Below are 18604 nucleotides of genomic sequence, written 5' to 3'. Positions count from 1 at the left end.
ACTCAACTAAATAATAGCTTAACTGACATAACCGCTAAAAAGAGGGCGAAAAAAATTTGCAGGGCGCGCATTGGTACGCTATGCGCAAGTTTTGCCCCTAAAGGTGCGAATAACATACTTGTAATGGCAATGGTTATAAAAATCGGCAGATATACATAGCCTATGCTCCCTGTTGGCAACCCTTCTGTATTCCAGCCCGTTATCATAAAGCCTATCGCTCCCGCAACGGCAATGGGGAAGCCACAGGCTGCCGAGCTTGCAACAGCATTACGAATACTAATATTGCACCACACCAGAAAAGGCACGGTTAATGACCCGCCACCAATGCCAACCAATGAGGAAACAACACCAATAACGCTACCAACAAGAGAACTCCCCAACCAACTGGGTAGTTTATGTGAAGGTGCTGGGCGTGCGCCAAAACCAAGTTGAATCGACACAAAAAGTAAGAAAACGGCAAATATCTTTTTTAACGTATCACTAGAGAGTGTATCCGCGATAAATGCACCAATTAACGCGCCAACGATAATACCGGGGGTCAGTTTAATCACTATCGCCCAAATGACTGCACCGCGTTTATGATGGGCATAAATAGAAGAGAGCGAGGTAATAACAATCGTCGCTAACGACGTGCCGACTGCAATGTGCATCAAGTGACTACTGGGTAATTCAGGATAGTAATGAAAAATCCACATTAATCCGGGGACAATCACCACACCGCCCCCAACCCCCAATAAGCCCGCCAGAATACCTGCAATAACGCCTAATGCGAGTAAACTAATAATTTCCAATGGCTTTATTCCTTATTGATTGTAATAACTATTTAAAAATAAAACTGAATAGGGACTGAAATCTTGATTAAACAATCATAAGCTGGTTCATGATACTTTCGCCAATTTAGGTAAATCACCTGTTAAACCCATTGCTTGACGCATTAATAACGCCTTCACAGGACTTAATGAATTGGTTAAATTTAATCCTTGACTGCGTAACCATTGCAAAGGACGTGTTTGTGTATTAAACAAGTGTTTAAAGCCATCCATTGCCAACATCATCGCAACATTATCCCCCTTACGCCAACGTTCATAATGACGCAACAGGGCATATTCTCCAATATCATGTCCTGCTCGATACGCATTGATAACCACTTCGGCGAGTGTCGCTGCGTCTAATAAACCTAAATTTACGCCTTGTCCTGCTAATGGATGAATGGTATGGGCTGCATCTCCAACCAGTGCAAGACGCGCTTGTACATAATGTTGTGCATGGCGACGTTGTAAAGGAAAAGCCAGCCGCTCACTACTGGCTTGTACATCACCTAAGCGATGCGAAAAAGCCTCCGATAAATGACTTATAAACTCATCGCTTGATAAAGCAAGTAGTTGATTTACTTTAGGTGTTGGTATGCTATAGACAATAGAGCAAGTATGTTCGTCTAACAAAGGTAAGAACGCTAACACACCATCCGTTAAAAATCGTTGCCATGCAGTGTGTTGATGTGAATGTTCGGTTTGAATATTTGCAACAATGGCTTGCTGCCCATACTCTTGAATATAATAAGGAATACCTGCAAAGGTACGGATTGAAGACTGTGAACCTTCAGCACTAACCAATAAACGAGCCTGTAAATAGGTTTTTGAATCTAATGTAATTTGTGCTGTATGTTGTGTAAAAGCCAAGTCCGTGACCTTTGCGGGACGAAACCATTGTAAATTTGTATAAGTCATCAACTGCTGATGCAATGCTGCGCGAATAACAGACTGTTCAACAATATGACCTAAAACAGGTTCAACAATTTGCGTGCAATCGAAATGAATTTTACCCGAGCCATTCGCATCCCAAACATACATGGATTGAAAAGGACTAACACGTAAGGCCTGCATTGTTCGCCACACACCCAATTGCTGAAAAATTCGCTCTGATGCACGTGTGATGGCAAATGTCCGCAAGTCTGGTGTGCTGGTATCTATTTCTGTTTCAGAATTAGCTTCTACCAACGCGATGGTTAAGCCAGCGTCTAACAAAGCACATGCCAGTGTTGAGCCAACAATGCCACTCCCAACGACAATAACATCAAAATCAGCTACTCGTTTCATAGAGAAATTCACTATTAAATTAATAAATTAAGTTTAGGCCTATTGATAAGACAGCGCAATAATCTTCCACGTTAGCCTTGCTACTTTTACAAGTGGTCTCATAATGCTTTCGTGTTTAGAAATTTGGTGGGTTTGGATTTAGACAAGCTGTTGAGTTTGACTATATCACTATAATTTCCCCCTCACCTTGTTAAAATAGCCTTCTATTTCTCTTAACCCAACAATAACTATGTCCAACCCTCGCCTAAAACAACTCCAACATGACAGCATCCTACTTGCCGCAGGAGAAGGTATTTTTGGTTTAGACAGTATTGGCAACGCAACCTTTATCAATCCTGCCGCATTAAAAATGATAGGTTGGTCATTAGAGGAAATTATTGGCAAGCCCATTCATGATATGCACCATCATAGCCATGCCGACGGTTCACCCTATTCACGCGAGGAATGTCCAATTTACATGGCGATTCGCGATGGCTTGATTCATCATGGCGATAATGAAGTTTTTTGGCGCAAAAACGGCACGTGTTTTCCTGTAGATTATACCAGCACCCCCGTTTATGATGGTGATAAAGTCATTGGTGCAGTTGTTGTTTTTCAAGATATTACAGAACGCCGTTGTGCGGAATTACGCCTACATCAAACCCTTGCTGAAGTACAACATCTTAAAGAACAATTACAAGCAGAAAATCATTATTTACGTGAAGAAATCAATACAGAACATAACTTTGAAGAAATTATTGGACACAGCGCACCTTTACAAAAAGTATTGCGTCAAGTGTCACAAGTCGCGCCAACAGATGCCAGTGTTTTAATTCAAGGTGAAAGCGGTACAGGCAAGGAACTGATTGCGCGTGCTATACATAATCGCAGTCAACGCAAAGATAAACCCCTCATTAAAGTCAATTGTGCCGCTATTGCCCACAGTTTAGTGGATAGCGAATTATTTGGACATGAAAAAGGGGCATTTACAGGGGCATTACATCAACGGATTGGACGTTTTGAACTAGCGGATGGAGGAACTTTATTTTTAGATGAAATAGCCGAGTTACCGCTAGAAACACAAGTAAAATTATTACGTGTTTTACAAGAACAAGAGTTTGAACGGGTTGGCAGTAGTCATACGCTAAAAGTGGATGTCCGCATTATTGCCGCAACCAATAGAGACGTGACACAACTCATTCATGCAGGCACATTTCGCCAAGACTTATTTTATCGGCTTACCGTTTTCCCCTTATATATCCCCCCATTACGGGAAAGACGCGATGATATTCCCTTATTAATCCGCTATTTTTTAGGCAAAGCCGCGAAAAAATTTGGTAAAAACAGTTGTGCGATTAACCAAGAAGCATTAACGACCTTACAACAAGCCTATTGGCACGGTAATATTCGAGAATTGCAAAATGCACTGGAACGGGCGGTAATTGTTGCGCAATCGACACTTTTAACGGTTGATGATTTTTTATTGCATCCTGCTCCACCTGTTGTAGAAAACCCAGCAGAAATTATTACCCTTGCAGAAGCAGAACGCCGTCATATCTTGCACGCTTTAACCGTCACACATGGCACAATCGCGGGCGAAAAAGGTGCTGCAGCACTGCTAGATATTCACCCTAATACATTACGTTCTCGAATGATAAAACTTGGCATTCATCGGGCAGTCGGTTAAGTCTATCTGTATCAAAGTTCGCAGAATTACCCGTATTTGAAAATTAACAAATAAGAAAATAAATGCTTTTATCTGCCAATGCGCGTTCAGACTTAAATCGTAAGCAGACAACAACACGGCATTGAATGGTAGCCTCCATTGTTTGTCTTCATTTTACACGCTTATAAACCATGTTAATTCACATTTAAGTCCTATCATATATGTTACAGTTCATTTTTTCTCCTAACTGAGCATATCATAATGACAAAAAACAATATTTCACCATTATCCGTTGCTTTTTTGAGCTTATTAGTTGGCTGTTTTGTCTTAGGATTTAAATGGCTGGCCTACTGGCTAACAGGTTCTATTGCTTTATATTCTGATGCGTTGGAATCTTTTGTAAACATTGCCGCTGCAACCGCCGCTTTATTAGCATTGCGTGTTGCTTATAATCCGCCTGATAAAAATCATCCTTATGGACATACAAAAGCGGAGTATTTCTCGGCTATTTTTGAAGGTTTATTAATCATCATCGCCGCTATTTTAATTATTTTAGAAGCATGGTCGCGTTTATTTTCCCCCATTGCATTGGAAGGATTAACCATTGGTTTAAGTGTTTCCTTATTCGCATCAGGCATTAATGCGCTATTGGCTTTTTATTTGATTTGGCAAAGTCGCCAACATTATTCGCCTGCATTAAAAGCAGATGGATTACATATATTTAGCGATGTTATTACTTCTATTGGTGTATTAGTTGGCATTGGTTTAGCGTGGCTTACAGGATGGTGGTGGTTAGACCCCTTATTAGCCATTTTAGTTGCTGTAAATATTTTATGGATGGGAAGTCATTTATTAAGAAATTCCATGAGTGGTTTGATGGATGAAAGTATGTCCGATAGAGAGTTACAACCCGTTTACGATATTATTCGTGCAGAAATGCAAGGTGCGATACAAGCACATCAGATTCGTACTCGTCGTGCAGGGCATTTATCGTTTGTGGAATTTCACTTAGTTGTATCAGCAGACATGCCCGTGCAGGAAGCACATTTAATCTGTGAGCGCATTGAAAAAGCCTTAGATAAGGCATTGCATCAGGCTATTGTTACGATACATGTCGAACCTGAATCAGAATTAGAACGGACAGGCTTTACACTCACCCATCTTATGACAAAATAATTATAAATTGGTTAAATTCCATCTGGTTATAGAGAGTGATGACCTCAACGATAACCAACCTTAAACGGAGAAGGATAAAACCTCCTCCGTTATGTCTTGATAAAAAGACTTACAGCGTATCATCATAAAAATCAACATAATAAAGATTATGATTAGCATCATAATCAATAATTAACGCGTTATCCTTTTTCTTTAAAAAAACACTGGGTTTTATAGTGCGAACCGTCAAGATTAAACCCGCACCACCATCGTTATATTCTGCTTGTCCTGCCGTTGTGGACACTTGCGCGGTTGTAACGACACATACTTTACCTATCAAGCCTCGTCCATTGAGAATATGGGCGGTTTCTGTTTTAGGTAAAAAGGACTGTAATGGGATAATCAGGTAAACCGCTATATAAGTAGCCAGCCAAATACTGAGTAATAACACCACAAATCCTACAAGAAATTGCCCAAAATGCCATTCAATACTCAAGAGAATATAACGGGTTGCTATTGCAGAAATTATCCACGCACAAAGCACTAGCAAACTAAATATAATGGTGAAAGGGATATTAGTGAAACCGCTATGAATGGTTTGTAAAAAACTATCCAACTCATCAATATCAATAAAGTCAATATCTAGCGTGCCTAAAATAACCAATAGCCAGTAAAGCAGAATTATTCCCAATAAGATTGTAAAAATAACGGTTGGGAACGTTAAAACGACGGCTAAAAAAGAAGTCTCCATCATTATCTCTTTGCGTAATTAGGGTTTTAAAGCATTAGAATGCTTAGCAATCGTTGCAATTTGTTCTCGCGTTGTTTGCAGACTGGGTAAGACGCGTAAAATTTCTTCTGCATTTTGTCGCCATTTATCAGGTGCGGGTGCAGACAAGGTCATTTTGGAGAGCGGTAAGCCTTTTTTTACATAATCATCAATCGATGTATTCCATTGTAACCCCATAAAATGACTAAGTTGTTGTATAATTGCCTGTGGGTGACGCAAGAGGTCTTGATAATAAATAAATCGCCAAGAATCGGGGGATAATTTAAGTAGCTCTTGAATAATATGGTCATTTGAGGCTTTCCATTGATAGGCAGCAATGTCGACCAACGCCCTACCCGCTAAATCGCGCCAATGCGGTGGGAGTAAGAAACTCCATTCTTGATAGGCCCAGTCAAGCGGTAGGTGGCGATAGGCTGTAAATCGACGCGAACGCCAGCCTTCCATAATGCTATTAATGTTTTCCTCAGGGTCACGATAGAGATAGATGAATAGCGCATCAGGGAAAGCTTGTTTGAGAAAGTTAATTCTCAGCGCGTTTTTTGGCGTTTTTTCTAAAAAACGAATAGTCAACGGGCGTTCTTCAATGGGTAATTCTAAGTAATATTGTCCGGCTGCATTTTGTAATTCTCGACTAAAGCCTTGTTGTAGCGCGTGAATAATTTCTGTTGTTGCGGCTTCTGCATATAGACAATTAGATTCATAGTGTTGATAGGAAGCATGTAATGTTGGAATACTTTCTATAATATCGTGACTTTCCCCATTAATTGTCCATAATTCTTTGAATTGGCTTAATGTCTCGTAAAGTAATGTACTGCCTGAACGTGGCGCAGAGACAATAAATATGGTGCGTTCAAAAACAGGATAAGGAATATCAGTAGGCATTTTTTTTAATTTTGCCTTCCAACGTTGTCTTTCCAAAAACTGTTTATTGATTTTGGGGATTTCTGTGATAGCCACAGGGCAAAGATGTTGTAGTTTATCTAAGACAGCAATGGCATCCGCATCCGTTTGTTCCGTAGCTAATAGCCATTGTTTTGCAAAAATGGCAATTTGTTCGTGAAAGCGTAAGACTAAATCCCGATAAGCTAATTCACCTTCTAGGCGTTGACCAAAAATATCGATGGTATTAATCCATCGTTCACGCAATGTTTGCAGATGATGTGTAAAGGTTAACCAATCATCTACTGGAATCGCTTTCTGGCTCAAAGTAGTCAGAAGGATATCGAAATCGTGCTGAATCATATCTGCCTGAAACAGCCTGCTGTCAAAAGTAGTGGGAAGTTTATAGAATGAAGGTTCGTTATTCATGGGTGGCTAAACATGTTAAAACAGGCAATTCCTTCAATAGATTTATTGGCAGAAGCCCAGTTAGATGAAATGATTCAATATCATCAGCCTATCGCCGATGATTATCACGCGCCCCGTGCAGTATTTCTGACAGGTGCAACGGGGTTTTTAGGCGCGTATCTGTTATACAGTTTGTTACAGTTTACCCGTGCTGAGGTTTATTGTTTAGTGCGTTGTGCTGATAGTGCGACGGGAATGAAGCGTGTAGAAACACATTTACAGACGCATGGTTTACTTTCTAGCACAGAATTGCAACGAGTGCATATTGTTCAAGGCGACCTTGCCCAACCTTTTCTGGGATTATCTGCAACGGATTATCAACAACTTGCACGAGAAATTAGTGTTATTTATCATAATGGTGCGCAAGTAAATGCGTTACGTCCCTATGATGCTTTAAAGGCAACTAATGTGTCGGGTACACAAACTATTTTACATCTCGCTAGTTTGTATCATACAAAACCTGTACATTTCATTTCTACAGTGGCGGTTTTTTTTAGCCCTGCACATCGGGGAAAAATTGCCGAAACGTTGTTGCCTGATGGACGACAGTTACAAGGCGGATATCGTCAAACAAAGTGGGTTGCGGAGGAATTAGTTAGAATTGCACAAGCACGTGGTTTACCTGCTTGTATTTATCGCCCGGGACGCATTACAGGGCATAGTCAAACGGGCGCACATAGTAATTTAAATGATTTATTTTGTTTGATTTTAAAGGCGTGTATTCAACTCGGTTATTATCCTGATGTAATAACACATTTAAATTTAACACCAATAGATTATGTAAGCCTTGCAGTCGTGCAGTTATCCCAACAACCTGAAGCGATAGGCAAGACATTTCACTTGTTAAATCCACAAAATGTAACGTGGCTTAAATTAATGGCGTTGGTTAAGCAACAAGGCTATTCATTAACGGCATTGAGTTATGCCGACTGGTCACAGGCAGTAACACAACAGGCAATAGCAACGCCAAAAGAAGAGGTTTTCACCCTACTACGCTTCTTATTACGTACAGCTGCTTTTTTTACAGATACCCCTATTTTTAAGGTGGATCAAACTATTGAACAGTTATCAGCAACATCTTTAACTTGCCCTGTGATAGATGAAGAACGTATGGCAATCTATCTAAGCTATTTCCAGAAAATTGGTTTTATTTGTGCATGTAAACCGTGACAGTCGACCATTTATTAGGGAATTGTTTCTTCCGTTATTTTTTTGGTAGGCGTTGTAGTAACAACGGGTAAAGCTGGAATACCTTCTATTTCCTCATAGTTATAAACTTTTCCGTGTCGGGTTTCGCTCCAATCACGATGACGCATATCCCATGAAGCTGCCCAATAAATAAAGGGCGTATCCATTAACGCAACAACGACTTTAAGAATGTATTTAGCAATCGCCAATTCTATGGCTTCACTCATGCCAACGATAGGTGCCCAAACAATGACTGCATATAGTGCCGTGTCTAGCGTTTGTGAGGCGATGGTTGAGACATTGTTGCGTAACCAAAGATGTCGCCCTTGTGTCCAGTGCATCAGTTTATGATAAACCCATACATCAAAACTTTGACTAACCAAATAAACAAATAACGAACCAAAAACAAATAAAGGCGTAAAGTTAAATAAAGTGAGAATTGCTTCATGCGTTGCTTTTGCAAATGGCACATTAGCGGGTTCATACAGCAAACTGATATAAATCATGAATACCATCATGATGCTGGCAACAAAACCAATCATAACAGCTCGTTGTCCCTCACGGCTGCCATATTTCTCACTTAAAATGTCCGTCGCAAAGTAAATGCCAGAATATAAAATTACCCCGACACTTGTTTGCATCCCAAATACGGTGATGAGCTTAGGACCTTGCAGATTACTGAGCATAACACTCATGACGACAACCCCATAAAGTCCCGCTTTACCAAACCAGCGGTACATAAGAATGGTTGTGGATAAGTCAAAAATGACGGTTAATAGCCACAGTATTTCAGCATGTTGCCAAAAAAAGGCCACAATGGGGTCGGGTAGCATAGCTCAACTTATGATTGTTTAATTGTTTTTCTTGATATAGCAAGTATTAAACCAGTTTAGGTTATGATTGCGTCAAATAGATAAAAAAAATCAAATGTACTTGTTTTCTTTCATAGAATTAATAACGCTGAATAGACCTTTATCATTATGCCATTCATAAAAATACCAGAATTATCAGTTCATTATGAACAGATGGGACAAGGAAAAGTCCCTATTGTTTTTGTTCACGGTAACTTTGCCTCGTGGCGTTGGTGGCGTTCCGTTTTTTCGCACTTACCTGAACATTACACCGCTTACCTACCTGATTTACGCGGCTGTGGTGATACCGACCATACAGCAAATGGGTATGATATAGAACAGCTTGCTACAGACTTACACCTGTTTATAACCGCATTAAATTTGCCTTCGCTACATCTGGTTGGACATTCTTTAGGGGGTGCGGTTGTTCAACAATTTACCCTAGACCATCCTGAGTGTGTCATTACCCTGACGCTGGTCGCGCCTGCTCCTGCTGAAGGAATGTCTCATTTAAAACAAGAACATAATAGCTTTATAACTGGATTATTAGAGTCTTTTGAATTTCATGCACTATTGCATTCTTTGCATCTCAATCGCTCAATTCTATTGAGAATTTTCAAGCAAATGACCCCTTCATTAAATCATCAAACTGCTGACTTTATCGCACTGGTGGATGATGCTGCACGGATGCCACCCGAAGCAATTGTTGGTTTTATGAATTCGTTGACAACATGGAATGTACAAAACAGATTAAACGAGTTGTCCCTGCCTGTTCTGATTATATGGGGGGAACACGACACGCTGGTTAAGCGCGATGCACTAGAACGAATGATATTGGCACTACAACACGCACAACTGGTGATTTTACCAATGGTGGGACATGTGCCACAACTGGAACAACCTGATTCTTTTAATCAAATTATTTTTGAGTTTATTAAAAGTAATGGAACTAGCTTACAAAATCAATATTCTTTTTCTACCTTACGTACAGCAACATTGCCAAAACCATCGTGGTGGCAATGGATAAAACAAAAGTTTTCTGCTTCTTAGAAATTTTATAAGCCTTTTTGAGCGGGCTTTAGGGGCTAACATTAAAACCAGCCCCACCCCATCAGAGGATTTGTTGCTTACGATTACTTACGTTGCGAAGGTCTTTTATCCGCTAACTTTATGATATGAAACCCACTTTCATTACGGATTAAATCGCTAACATCACCAACTTGCATTGTTTTTACCGTATCAGTAAATAACGAAGGAATTTCGCGCGCAGTCCGCCAACCTAAATCGCCACCTGTTTCGGCACTAGAACCACTAGAAACGGTTGCGGCAACGCCTTGAAAGTTTTCACCGCCTTTAACCATTTTTAACACCCTGTCAGCTTGTTCTTGTAAGGATGCACTGTCAGCGGCACTAATACCACGCGGTGTTGCAATCAGAATATGAAAAATATGATATTCGTAAGTCTCTTGTTGCGTTGTCGCTGTTTCTGGTGTTGCCGTTGTTGATGATTGTGTGGATGTTGTTTCTTCTTTTACCGCTTCGCCACCACCACAAGCACCCAACAATAACAACAAACTGAAACAACAGTAATAAGGTAATTTCAACATGGTTAGAACGCCTTAAAAGTAAATTATTTGTCTAAATACAACTATGAGAAGTTGGCATGGTCTTGGTGAAAATATTCTTGAAAATTTATTAAGTTATTTCAAGCAAGCACTGCGCACAACGGGGGTATTAACCGACAATGTGCCAGCGTTTTAACGTAGTTATATTTTTTACACCATTGACACCGTGAATTTATTGTACCTTGTCCCTCATGAGAATGCGAAATATAACACCCCGTTATACCCATACACGTAAGAAACACGAATGTGCTTACATACTATTGTAATTAAGATTTTTTCTTTTTAAACCGTCATTATGCCTTTTAACTCATCAATGCTACCACTACATAAACGTTTATCTTATCAACAAGCACGCTCAGTCATGCTTATCGCGCTCGCGTTAGGTATGTTATTTAGTTTCTTACAAATTTATCTTGATTACTTTTCTGCGCAAGCAGAATTAGATAACACCGTTAAACAAGTTGTTAATACGGTAAAAAAATCAGCCATACAAGCGGTTGATAATGAAGATAACAAATTAGCAGAGAGTTTGGCACAGGGGCTATTTCAGTACCAACCCATTTATAAAATTGAATTATTTGATAGCCGCCGAGAATATTTGATTAAGCGAGAACGTCCTCTGTTACCCACTCATTGGCGGTGGTTTTCTGAACTACTTTTTGGTAGCAATACGGTTTATGACAGCCCGCTCTATTTAAGTGATACCAACAATTTCGGTTTATTACGAGTAACTGTGGATAATCATTTACTTGCAACCCATTTTTTTGACCGTGCTTTTATTACCCTCATTTCTGGCGTGATACGCAATATTATATTAGCCCTTATTTTACTCTTTCTTTTTAATCGTTTATTAACAAATCCACTATTAAATATGGTGGCTGCATTACGTCAAATAGACCCAAAACAGCCAGAAAAACAACGGTTAATATGTCCATTACACCATGAACAAGATGAATTAGGACAATTGACACATTCAACAAATCAACTGCTGAATACGATTGAAGACAAACTGAAGGAACGCGACCGCTTGTTACAAGAAATGGAACAGGCAAAACAGCTTGTTGAACATGCTAGTCAAGCAAAAAGTGAATTTTTAGCGACCATGAGCCATGAACTACGCACCCCCTTAAATGCTGTGTTGGGAATGTTGTCGCTCACATTACACACCGCACTAGATGATACGCAGAACGAATATGTTGAAATTGCCAATCGTTCAGGGCATGAACTGTTAGAAATGATTAACGATATTTTAGATTTTGCAATGTTAGAAGCAGGGCAGCTTGTATTAACTGAAGAAACGTTTTACCTCCACCAAACAATAGAAAAACTCCTTAGCGAATTTGCTTTATCCGCACAAACCAAAGGGTTAGAAGTGTTAGTATGGATTGACACAGATATTCCTGAACGATTAGAGGGAGAACACGCCCGTTTTTGTCAGGTATTACACAACCTGATTAGTAACGCTATAAAATTTACAGAGAAAGGGGAAATTATCATCACCATTCGCCGTGCGGCTACACCATCGGCTATGGAAACGACAAAACTCTATTTGCATTGTGAAGTCAGTGATACAGGAGTTGGTATTCCCCTAGAGCATCAGGCTAAAATCTTTGATGTTTTTTCGCAGATAGATAATTCTAGCACTCGTCGCCATGAGGGAACGGGTTTAGGGCTTGCCTTGTCTAAACGCTTAGTTACCTGTATGCAAGGACAAATGGGATTAGTTTCTACGCCACAAGTAGGCAGTTGTTTCTGGTTTACCATCGGGTTTACTGCCAACACCCACACGGAACAATACGCACCATTCGAACATTTACATCTTCTCATTGCCCATCCCAGTGTAACAATTTGTCAATACTTACAAGATTATGTATCCCAATTTAATATTCAAACGATGACAACTACCCATTATTTAGAACTCCTAGATAAACAAACAGAAGCCGATATGCTCCTCCTAGATAGTTGCTTACTGCCCAGTAGGATTTTATCTGGTTTTACAAAACCCAATATTGTGCTTGTTCCCTGTAATCATTTGACAATCCTAGAATATCCACACTTTCTACAAAAACCAATATATTTACACCAGTTATATAAAAAAATTCAATGTATTATGCAAGGAAACCTATCGGTAAAAATTGATAATACGCAGGTTAATAATGCACCATCAGCAGATACAAAAAATATTTTATTGATAGAAGACGATATTTTTAATCAAAAAATCGCCTTACGTATGTTAAAAAAGCTGGGATTACACCCCGTTATTGTCAATACAGATGAAGAAGCCATCTGCTTACTGAAACAACAGCAGTACGCTTTGATTTTTATCAATTGTCATCCTAACTTATTAATGCACCAACCCCTATTAGACACACTACACCACACCATTCAAACAGTCCCCGTCGTCGCACTGTTAGCCATAACAGATACAATTCCGCCAGAATTTCCCCCAATTATCCAAGCGTATATTAGAAAACCCTTTAAACTAGAAGAGTTCACAACGCTAGTACAACGCTTATTAAACACAGAAACTGTTTAAAACAACTGTCTGTTAAGACTATTTTTAGCAATGCCTTTAAAAGAAAATGGCTTATTAAAAGGAATACCATGACAACATCACATCAACACTTTCTTAATGCACAACAAGTTATACCCGGCGGTGTCAATTCCCCTGTTCGTGCTTTTCGCGGTGTCGGCGGAGAACCCATTTTTATCGATCGCGCGGCGGGCGCATATCTTTATGATACAGACGGAAAAAAATATATAGATTATGTTGGCTCTTGGGGACCCATGATTGCAGGACATGCACACCCACATGTTATTAAAGCGGTACAAGAAACCGCTATAAAAGGCTTGAGCTTTGGCGCACCTAGCCCATTAGAAACCATGATGGCAGAACGTATTTGTAAGCTTATCCCATCCATTGAAATGGTGCGGATGGTAAGTTCTGGCACAGAAGCAACCATGAGTGCGATTCGTCTAGCACGTGGTTATACGGGACGAGACAAAATCGTCAAGTTTAGTGGTTGTTATCATGGACATGCGGATTCTTTGCTGGTAAAAGCAGGCTCTGGTGTCTTAACCCTTGGCTTACCAAATAGTCCCGGTGTGCCTGCTGATTTGGCTCAACACACGATTACCGCAGACTATAATGACCTTGAACAACTAAAAGCGATTTTTCAACAATGGGGTAAAGAAATTGCTTGCATTATTGTTGAACCGATTGCAGGTAATATGAATTTTGTTGCGCCTGTTACAGGGTTTTTACAAGGGTTGCGCCAATTATGCGATGACTATGGCAGTGTATTAATTTTTGACGAAGTGATGACAGGTTTTCGCGTTGCATTAGGCGGTGCGCAAGCTTACTACGGTATCAAACCTGATTTAACCACTTTGGGTAAAGTCATTGGTGGCGGAATGCCTGTTGGTGCATTTGGGGGAAAACGTGAAATTATGCACTGTATCGCGCCCTTAGGCACTGTATATCAAGCAGGTACATTATCAGGTAACCCTGTTGCGATGGCGGCTGGACTGGCGACATTAGACTTGATTTCTACCCCCGATTTCTACACGCAGTTAACGCAAAAAACAGCAAAATTAGTCAATGGACTTAAAGAACGCGCGATGGCTGCTAAGATTCCCTTGTTTGCTGATTATGCAGGCGGGATGTTTGGATTGTTTTTTAGTGATGCTACGGCTATTCATTCTTTTGCAGAAGTCAGTTTATGCAATGTAGAACGCTTTAAACACTTTTTTCATCACATGTTACAAGCTGGTATTTATCTTGCGCCTTCAGCGTTTGAAGCGGGCTTTGTTTCTGCCGCGCACACAGATGCAGACATTGAATTGACCTTAGCTACAGCAGAAAAGATTTTTGTTGACTTAACCTAACATAGACATAAAAAAACACAACGTCAGTCGCGTTTGCTAACGTTGTGTTTTATGAGTTATTAAATACTTAACGTTCTAAGTATTGCAATTTATCTTTCACACCATCCCATTCTGTTGCATCAGCAAGTGCCTCTTTTTGTTCTGCAATGACTGGCCATTGTTTTGCGAGTTCTGCATTAATCTCTACAAAAGGTATAAATTCGGGCGGCAAGTCATCTTCGGAAAAAATTGCCTGTGCGGGGCATTCTGGCTCACATAAAGTACAGTCAATACACTCCTCTGGATCGATCACGAGGAAGTTAGGACCTTCGTGAAAACAATCTACAGGACAGACCTCAACACAGTCGGTGTATTTACAACGAATACAGTTATCAGTCACCACAAAAGTCATGTTAAAATCACCGTTTTATAATTAAAAAAAGCGAGCTTATTTTAGACAGGAATGTAGTACAAGGTAAAGCAAAGAGTAAATATAAGTATTCATTACTCAAGTTGTCGATGCTTTATCATGAGCAGGCTACATTAAAACCGCCTAGAATGGACGGTACATGACGATGTGAAATATAGCTTATTTATAATAATATAGATAAAAAGGGTTGGCGTATTTTTTGCCTTGGGAAAATAGGGTTTTTACAAATTTTTCAATTCATCATGTTAAAAACAATCATTAAAATAATGTTTATCCCAGTGTTGTTATTAGGCAACATGGCACTGATTACAGGGATTGTTAATTATCTAAATCCACAACAACGGCTTGTTAAAGAGAAATCTTTAATCAGTAGCGTACAAGCTGAAATGGCCCCTGTGGTAAATCGTCCTGTTGGGTTGCAAACAGATAGCCGTTTATTACTGCCACCACAAACACCGATAACGCAACATGCCACCGCATTTCAGACTACACCTTTAGAACAACAAACTTATAACAAACACATTCTTTTACATTTTCAGCGCGATCAAGCCCTGCTAACCTCAACAGAAAGTTTACAACTAAAAACTGTTTTAAAGCAACTAATTATCCGTCCTGCTCAACGTATTCAGATTGTTTATGGAACTGATTATGCTGATGGAAGTCCTGTCGTTTTATCAACACAAACGCCGAAATTACGCGCACACTACATCGCCCGTTTTATCCATCCCTATACGGAAAAAGTCATGATGGTTTATCGTCCTTCCCTACCTGAAGGGACGGTTATTATCGAGTTTTTACCCGCTAGTTAATTAGCCAATCTTCCAATATTGGTTAAGTTTGCTTGCACTGTTATAAATATATCTCATTTTTATTGGCTTAATGATTTTTACAAAATCCATCGTTAATGATGGTTCTATACTATTCTTACGGATTTTTTTACAAACTATGATTGTTTATTTGAATGGTGAATTTCTGCCGTTGGCGGAAGCAAAAATTCCTGTGCTTGATCGAGGATTTATTTTTGGTGATGGCATTTATGAAGTTATCCCCGTTTATGACGGGCAATTATTTCGTATTCAGGAACATTTACAACGCTTAGAAAATAGTTTAGCTAAAATTCAATTAATTAACCCTTATACCCGTGCGGATTGGCTGCGGTTTATGAATGTGCTAATTGAACGAAATGGCGGTGGCAGTCAAACCATTTATCTTCAAGTTACCCGTGGTGTTGAAAAACGACAACATCATTTTCCTGATAGTGTAACCCCTACCGTTTTAATGACTAGCTCCCCATTTAGTGCGCCTGTCAAAGTAACACAAGGCTACACAGCCATCACTCGCCCAGATATCCGCTGGCTACGTTGTGATATTAAATCAACCGCATTATTAGGAAACGTGCTGCTTCGTCAAGAAGCCATTGCAAATGATGCAAAAGAAACCATCCTAATACGGGACGGTTATTTAACCGAAGGCGCGGCGACCAACGTTTTTATCGTTATAAAAGGCGTTGTCATGACACCGCCAAAGACCAATTTTATTTTACATGGGATTACTCGTGACGTATTAATTGAGTTTTTACAGCGCGCAGGGATTCCTTGTCAAGAAACGCCTGTTTCTGAATCACAATTGCGTACAGCAGACGAGATTTGGCTGACGAGTACGAGCCTAGAAGTTGCACCAGTTACGCGTTTAGATAATAAACCCGTCGGTTCTGGTCAAGTGGGTGCTGTTTGGTCACATGCGTGGGATGTATTTCAAACGTTTAAACAGCAAGCATTAAATCAATAGGAAGTAATCATGAACGGTTCTGATGTTCGTGCAGACAATAATGATGAATTATTTAATTTTCCCTGTGATTTTCCCATTAAAGTAATGGGATTAGCAGAGCAAGATTTTGATTTATTGGTGGTGGAAATTGTGCGACGACATTGTCGTGACGAATTGCGAGAAGGGGCTGTTAGTTTACGGAAAAGTAGCGGCGGTAAGTACATAGCAGTAACCGTTACCATCATCGCACATAACCGTGAGCAACTAGATGCCTTATACCAAGAATTAAGTAACCATCAACGAGTTACAATGGTATTATAAGATTTTCTACCCAATTTAGGCGGAATGTTCCGCCTTTCATCGCACTTAACTGCTATACTTTTCCCCCCTCTTTAATTGTTGATTATTTCATCGTGCTGAGTGATACGCTACAACAAGGCTTGCACGCCTTGTCATTAGAGATTCCATCTACTGTGCAAGTACAATTAATTCGTTACATAGAGTTATTACACAAATGGAATCAGGCTTATAACTTGACGGCTATTCGTCAGCCACAAGAAATGGTGGTGAAACACTTATTAGATAGTCTAGTCGTTTTGCCTTATATGCAGGGTGAACGTGTCTTGGATGTTGGTACTGGCGCGGGTTTACCGGGGTTGGTCATCGCATTGTGTATGCCTGAATGGTCTTATGTGTTATTGGACAGTAATGTAAAAAAAACACGCTTTGTGCAGCAAGTTATTGTCGAATTAAATTTGTCCAATGTAACGGTTATACACAGTCGGGTTGAACAGTATCAACCTGTTGAATTATTTGACTCAGTGATTTCTCGGGCTTACTCAAATTTAGCCTTGTTTTACCATCAAACACTACGATTGTGTAAACCAACAGGACAAATCATGGCGATGAAAGGTGCGTTACCAACCAACGAAATTGCAGAACTAACGGATGTCCCAATTAAAATTAAAACCATACCGTTGTCTGTTCCCTTATTAAATGCAGAACGTCATTTAGTGGTACTGTGTCATGACTGATTTAAGCAAAATTAAAGGTTATTTATTTGATTTAGACGGTGTTTTATATGTAGATAATGCACCCATTGATGGCGCAATAGAAACTGTTGCTTTGTTAAAAAAACGCAAAATTGCGTGCCGTTTTTTAACAAATACCTCAACCAAATCTACGACAACGCTATACCAAAAATTAAAACAAATGGGATTTGCCATAGAACAAGATGAAATTATTAGCACGCCTTACGCAACGGTTTTATATCTACGCCAAAAACCCCAAGCCCGCTGTTACTTATTGTTAGCAGAAGATGCAAAGCGCGATTTTCGAGAATTTCCGCAAACAGAAGACAAACCCAACTTTATTGTTATTGGCGATATTGGTGATGTATGGCGTTATTCCTTACTAAATCAGGTCTTTCAATACATGATGGCAGGCGCAGAATTAATTGCATTGCATAAAAACAAATTTTGGCAAACGGCAAACGGACTGCAATTAGATATTGGCGCGTTTATTACGGGTTTAGAATATGCGACGGGTAAAAGTGCCATTATTGTTGGCAAGCCATCGCCAACTTTTTTTGAGTTAGCTTTTAAAGACTTGCACTTACCACGCGAACAAATCGCAGTTATTGGCGATGACGTAGAAGCAGATGTTGGTGGTGGACAGGCTTGTGGATTAATGGGGATTTTAGTCCAGACAGGAAAGTTTAGAACGGAACAAGTGGTTAAATCTACGGTAAAGCCTGATTTAATTATTAATTCTATTAAGTCATTGGGGACAATGTTAGAGAGTTTGTAACATGTCATCATGTTGCAATACAAACTGCTGAAAA

Annotated in this window: 18 protein-coding genes; 11 read left to right on the top strand and 7 right to left on the bottom strand. The window is 39.7% G+C overall.

Translation table 11 applies throughout. The features are described 5' to 3' along the window. Window positions 1-2 precede the first annotated feature (2 nt). Together AL038_RS04565 and AL038_RS04560 are read right to left on the bottom strand one after the other, a co-directional pair. On the bottom strand, window positions 3-791 hold the full coding sequence (locus tag AL038_RS04565; protein ID WP_062149651.1) for a sulfite exporter TauE/SafE family protein: 789 nt from the start codon (window positions 789-791) through the stop codon (window positions 3-5). An 87-nt stretch (window positions 792-878) separates the two neighbouring features. Next, window positions 879-2096, bottom strand: coding sequence for a UbiH/UbiF/VisC/COQ6 family ubiquinone biosynthesis hydroxylase (locus AL038_RS04560; protein WP_062149648.1), 1218 nt, complete (start codon window positions 2094-2096; stop codon window positions 879-881). A gap of 229 nt (window positions 2097-2325) precedes the next feature. On the opposite strand from AL038_RS04560, the gene AL038_RS04555 reads away from it, so the two are divergent. Next, window positions 2326-3762 (top strand): sigma-54 interaction domain-containing protein, encoded by a 1437-nt coding sequence (locus AL038_RS04555; protein ID WP_062149645.1) that lies wholly within the window; start codon window positions 2326-2328, stop codon window positions 3760-3762. Between the two features lie 240 nt (window positions 3763-4002). Then, on the top strand, window positions 4003-4917 hold the full coding sequence (locus AL038_RS04550; RefSeq protein ID WP_062149642.1) for a cation diffusion facilitator family transporter: 915 nt from the start codon (window positions 4003-4005) through the stop codon (window positions 4915-4917). A gap of 109 nt (window positions 4918-5026) precedes the next feature. Here AL038_RS04550 and AL038_RS04545 read toward each other — a convergent pair whose 3' ends face one another. Together AL038_RS04545 and AL038_RS04540 are read right to left on the bottom strand one after the other, a co-directional pair. Continuing rightward, window positions 5027-5650, bottom strand: a complete 624-nt coding sequence (locus AL038_RS04545) for a hypothetical protein (protein ID WP_145917054.1) — start codon at window positions 5648-5650, stop codon at window positions 5027-5029. 15 nt (window positions 5651-5665) lie between these two features. Next, window positions 5666-6994, bottom strand: coding sequence for a sulfotransferase family protein (locus tag AL038_RS04540; RefSeq protein ID WP_083991428.1), 1329 nt, complete (start codon window positions 6992-6994; stop codon window positions 5666-5668). A gap of 12 nt (window positions 6995-7006) precedes the next feature. Between AL038_RS04540 and AL038_RS04535 the strand changes: the two genes are divergently transcribed. Then, window positions 7007-8203 (top strand): SDR family oxidoreductase, encoded by a 1197-nt coding sequence (locus AL038_RS04535; RefSeq protein WP_062149634.1) that lies wholly within the window; start codon window positions 7007-7009, stop codon window positions 8201-8203. Between the two features lie 14 nt (window positions 8204-8217). On the opposite strand, the gene AL038_RS04530 is transcribed toward AL038_RS04535, so the two are convergent. Then, window positions 8218-9054 (bottom strand): queuosine precursor transporter, encoded by an 837-nt coding sequence (locus AL038_RS04530; RefSeq protein WP_083991427.1) that lies wholly within the window; start codon window positions 9052-9054, stop codon window positions 8218-8220. Between the two features lie 147 nt (window positions 9055-9201). On the opposite strand from AL038_RS04530, the gene AL038_RS04525 reads away from it, so the two are divergent. Next, window positions 9202-10122, top strand: coding sequence for an alpha/beta fold hydrolase (locus AL038_RS04525; protein ID WP_083991426.1), 921 nt, complete (start codon window positions 9202-9204; stop codon window positions 10120-10122). An 83-nt stretch (window positions 10123-10205) separates the two neighbouring features. On the opposite strand, the gene AL038_RS04520 is transcribed toward AL038_RS04525, so the two are convergent. After that, a complete protein-coding gene (locus AL038_RS04520; protein WP_062149628.1) occupies window positions 10206-10679 on the bottom strand; it encodes a peptidylprolyl isomerase in 474 nt (157 codons plus the stop codon). A 313-nt stretch (window positions 10680-10992) separates the two neighbouring features. On the opposite strand from AL038_RS04520, the gene AL038_RS04515 reads away from it, so the two are divergent. Further along, window positions 10993-13233 carry an ATP-binding protein gene (locus AL038_RS04515; RefSeq protein WP_062149625.1) on the top strand — a complete coding sequence of 747 codons (2241 nt, stop codon included), beginning with the start codon at window positions 10993-10995 and terminating at the stop codon, window positions 13231-13233. Between the two features lie 68 nt (window positions 13234-13301). Continuing rightward, window positions 13302-14585 (top strand): glutamate-1-semialdehyde 2,1-aminomutase, encoded by a 1284-nt coding sequence (hemL, locus tag AL038_RS04510; RefSeq protein ID WP_062149622.1) that lies wholly within the window; start codon window positions 13302-13304, stop codon window positions 14583-14585. 67 nt (window positions 14586-14652) lie between these two features. Here hemL and fdxA read toward each other — a convergent pair whose 3' ends face one another. Continuing rightward, the gene (gene fdxA, locus AL038_RS04505; protein WP_062149620.1) at window positions 14653-14976 is read right to left on the bottom strand and encodes a ferredoxin FdxA; all 324 of its coding nucleotides are present in this window, start codon (window positions 14974-14976) and stop codon (window positions 14653-14655) included. 284 nt (window positions 14977-15260) lie between these two features. On the opposite strand from fdxA, the gene AL038_RS04500 reads away from it, so the two are divergent. The 5 genes from AL038_RS04500 (at window position 15261) to AL038_RS04480 (ending at window position 18570) form a co-directional block, all read left to right on the top strand. Then, window positions 15261-15803, top strand: a complete 543-nt coding sequence (locus AL038_RS04500) for a hypothetical protein (RefSeq protein WP_145917053.1) — start codon at window positions 15261-15263, stop codon at window positions 15801-15803. A 136-nt stretch (window positions 15804-15939) separates the two neighbouring features. Beyond that, window positions 15940-16782: a D-amino-acid transaminase gene (gene dat, locus AL038_RS04495; RefSeq protein ID WP_062155347.1), complete on the top strand. Its 843-nt coding sequence runs from the start codon at window positions 15940-15942 to the stop codon at window positions 16780-16782. A 9-nt stretch (window positions 16783-16791) separates the two neighbouring features. After that, on the top strand, window positions 16792-17082 hold the full coding sequence (locus AL038_RS04490) for an HP0495 family protein (protein WP_062149614.1): 291 nt from the start codon (window positions 16792-16794) through the stop codon (window positions 17080-17082). 92 nt (window positions 17083-17174) lie between these two features. Next, a complete protein-coding gene (rsmG, locus tag AL038_RS04485) occupies window positions 17175-17795 on the top strand; it encodes a 16S rRNA (guanine(527)-N(7))-methyltransferase RsmG (protein ID WP_062149610.1) in 621 nt (206 codons plus the stop codon). Beyond that, window positions 17788-18570, top strand: coding sequence for a TIGR01458 family HAD-type hydrolase (locus tag AL038_RS04480; RefSeq protein WP_062149606.1), 783 nt, complete (start codon window positions 17788-17790; stop codon window positions 18568-18570). The genes rsmG and AL038_RS04480 overlap by 8 nt, the downstream gene beginning before the upstream one ends. Window positions 18571-18604 lie beyond the last annotated feature (34 nt).

The sequence above is a fragment of the Beggiatoa leptomitoformis genome (genome assembly GCF_001305575.3).
Taxonomy (GTDB): domain Bacteria; phylum Pseudomonadota; class Gammaproteobacteria; order Beggiatoales; family Beggiatoaceae; genus Beggiatoa; species Beggiatoa leptomitoformis.
Note: the sequence above shows the minus strand (reverse complement) of the source record. Positions and strands in the feature narration are given on the sequence as shown.

Excerpts from the sequence above, each read along its gene's own strand:
- AL038_RS04520 (WP_062149628.1), bottom strand. The coding sequence starts at position 10,679 with ATGTTGAAATTACCTTATTACTGTTGTTTCAGTTTGTTGTTATTGTTG.
- AL038_RS04560 (WP_062149648.1), bottom strand. The coding sequence starts at position 2,096 with ATGAAACGAGTAGCTGATTTTGATGTTATTGTCGTTGGGAGTGGCATT.
- AL038_RS04500 (WP_145917053.1), top strand. The coding sequence starts at position 15,261 with ATGTTTATCCCAGTGTTGTTATTAGGCAACATGGCACTGATTACAGGG.
- AL038_RS04545 (WP_145917054.1), bottom strand. The coding sequence starts at position 5,650 with ATGATGGAGACTTCTTTTTTAGCCGTCGTTTTAACGTTCCCAACCGTT.
- AL038_RS04555 (WP_062149645.1), top strand. The coding sequence starts at position 2,326 with ATGTCCAACCCTCGCCTAAAACAACTCCAACATGACAGCATCCTACTT.
- AL038_RS04530 (WP_083991427.1), bottom strand. The coding sequence starts at position 9,054 with ATGCTACCCGACCCCATTGTGGCCTTTTTTTGGCAACATGCTGAAATA.
- hemL (WP_062149622.1), top strand. The coding sequence starts at position 13,302 with ATGACAACATCACATCAACACTTTCTTAATGCACAACAAGTTATACCC.
- AL038_RS04515 (WP_062149625.1), top strand. The coding sequence starts at position 10,993 with ATGCCTTTTAACTCATCAATGCTACCACTACATAAACGTTTATCTTAT.
- AL038_RS04480 (WP_062149606.1), top strand. The coding sequence starts at position 17,788 with ATGACTGATTTAAGCAAAATTAAAGGTTATTTATTTGATTTAGACGGT.
- AL038_RS04490 (WP_062149614.1), top strand. The coding sequence starts at position 16,792 with ATGAACGGTTCTGATGTTCGTGCAGACAATAATGATGAATTATTTAAT.
- AL038_RS04550 (WP_062149642.1), top strand. The coding sequence starts at position 4,003 with ATGACAAAAAACAATATTTCACCATTATCCGTTGCTTTTTTGAGCTTA.
- AL038_RS04525 (WP_083991426.1), top strand. The coding sequence starts at position 9,202 with ATGCCATTCATAAAAATACCAGAATTATCAGTTCATTATGAACAGATG.
- dat (WP_062155347.1), top strand. The coding sequence starts at position 15,940 with ATGATTGTTTATTTGAATGGTGAATTTCTGCCGTTGGCGGAAGCAAAA.
- fdxA (WP_062149620.1), bottom strand. The coding sequence starts at position 14,976 with ATGACTTTTGTGGTGACTGATAACTGTATTCGTTGTAAATACACCGAC.
- AL038_RS04535 (WP_062149634.1), top strand. The coding sequence starts at position 7,007 with ATGTTAAAACAGGCAATTCCTTCAATAGATTTATTGGCAGAAGCCCAG.
- AL038_RS04540 (WP_083991428.1), bottom strand. The coding sequence starts at position 6,994 with ATGAATAACGAACCTTCATTCTATAAACTTCCCACTACTTTTGACAGC.